We start from the raw sequence: 1978 nt of genomic DNA on the forward strand, positions 1-1978 counted from the left end.
GTGCCCTCCGCCGAGCTCTCCCGCGGCCGCGGCGGCCCGCGCTGCATGAGCATGCCCTTCTGGCGCGAGGACCTCTAGGGTCTTCTAGGACCCGTACAGGTCATAATACATACATCTAGCTGCCATTAGATGTCTCCCATTGGGGCGGTGCGGGTTTTCGCACCGCCCCAATCTTGTATGAGGAACGTCAACACGATTGGATGACTGCTTTTGTAAGGAGCTTGGCCATGGACATCAAGACGATTGGCGTTGAGGAATGGCTCAACGTTTGGGAGAAGAGCGCCACGTGGGACATCGCCCAGTCGACGATCTCGTCGCTCACCATGGGCGAGCTGCGCGCGCTTGATGAACAGGACGGCGCCACGTTCTACGAGCGCCTGGATCGCGAGAAGATGAACTACGGCTGGATCGAGGGCTCGCCGGAGTTTAAGGCCGAGGTTGCCAAGCTGTATCGTCGGGAGGTCAATCCCGATCACATTCTGCAGACCAATGGCTGCACGGGCGCTAACCTCAACGCCATCATGGCTGTGGTCGAGCCCGGCGACCATGTTATCGCCGAGTGGCCCACCTACGCGCCGCTCTACGAGATTCCGCGCACGCTGGGCGCCGAGGTCGAGTATTGGGAGCTTCGCGAGGAACTCGGCTGGAAGCCCGATATCGAGGAACTCAAGCGCTTGGTGCGCCCCAACACCAGACTCATCTGCATCAACAACGCATCGAACCCCATCGGTACGGTGCTCGATGCCGATATGCTCGGCCAGATTGCCGAGATCGCCCGTTCGGTGGGCGCCTACGTGCTGTGCGACGAGGTGTATCTGCCGCTTGAGAACACCGAGGCCTTTATGTCGATGGCTGACGTGTACGAGAATGCCATTGTCACCAACTCGGTGTCCAAGACCTATTCGACGCCTGCGGCCCGCGTGGGCTGGGTCGTGGCAGACGAAGAGATATCCAGCCGCATCCGCACCTATCGCGATTACACCATGATCTGCGGCGGCGTGTTCAACGATGCCCTGGCGACCTATGTGCTTGAGCACAAGGACAAGATCCTTGAGCGCAATCGCAAGATCGTGTTTGGCAACCGCGATATCGCGCAGGCTTGGATCGATACGCAGCACCGCGTTTCCTGGACGGCGCCGCAGGGCGTGTCCACCTCGTTTATCCAGCTTGATATTCCCGAGGACGACGAGGAGTTCTGCAAGCGCCTGCTGTCCGACAGGGGAGTGCTGCTGGTACCCGGCAGCCGCTTTGAGCTTCCCTGCGGCGCACGCCTGGGCTACTGCGCGAGCGAGGACGTTCTGCGCGAGGGCCTGAGGCTTTTGGGCGAGGCACTGGCGGAGTTCGATCGCTAGGATTCCGATGATCTTCGAGGGCCTTATCCAAATTAGCCGAAGATAATCGAAAACGGACCCGTTTCCCTAGTGAAGCGGGTCCGTTTTTCTATACCGAGAAGTCAAGTTGTTACAAATGGAGCCGTAAAGCGAGTCGGTATCCGCTGGGCCTTATACTGAGTTTCCGGTGAACGGTATCAAGCGTCTGGTAAACGGTAATTTATTTACCAGAAATGAATAGGACAAACTTTTTTCTGAATAAAAATGAAAATGGTTGAGACACGGTATGAACCGCTAATTCTATTCATAGCTTTATTGGAAATATGCAATATGAGGGTGGTTTAGCAAAGTTTAGTTCCATTTGATTTTAGGATTGAAAACGCGTTTAAGCACGTAAATACGCTTTATTAAGATGAAGTGTGCCATGCGTGAAGTATATGTGTATGCCGTTCACCCCCTATAAAAAACCGTTCGGGGGCAAGGTGGAAGTATGAGCTGATTTTGGATATAAATATGTCGTCAGCAATAACGCCTCACACGGAGGGGCGCTAACGAATCGGCCCTGACAAGGGCCCGAAAGAAAGGTAGGAGGCCATGACGAAAGGTCTGCACGTGCCTTCCGAGATCGGCAAGCTCAGGAAGGTCTG

General features: G+C 55.6%; 2 protein-coding genes. Both read left to right on the plus strand.

Annotated elements, in window-relative coordinates:
• Positions 1-78, plus strand: a 78-nt coding sequence (locus tag AAA069_RS09920) for an arginine deiminase family protein (RefSeq protein ID WP_195192534.1), incomplete at its 5' end; no start/stop codon positions are given.
• A gap of 149 nt (positions 79-227) precedes the next feature.
• Complete coding sequence (locus AAA069_RS09925) at positions 228-1352, plus strand: aminotransferase (protein WP_349128266.1); 1125 nt, start codon at positions 228-230, stop codon at positions 1350-1352.
• The last annotated feature ends 626 nt before the right edge of the window (positions 1353-1978 follow it).

Source organism: Collinsella sp. CLA-SR-H006 (assembly GCF_040097075.1).
GTDB lineage: Bacteria > Actinomycetota > Coriobacteriia > Coriobacteriales > Coriobacteriaceae > Collinsella.

What these genes read in the sequence shown, in the direction of transcription:
- AAA069_RS09925 (WP_349128266.1), top strand. Translation starts at nt 228, where the DNA reads ATGGACATCAAGACGATTGGCGTTGAGGAATGGCTCAACGTTTGGGAG.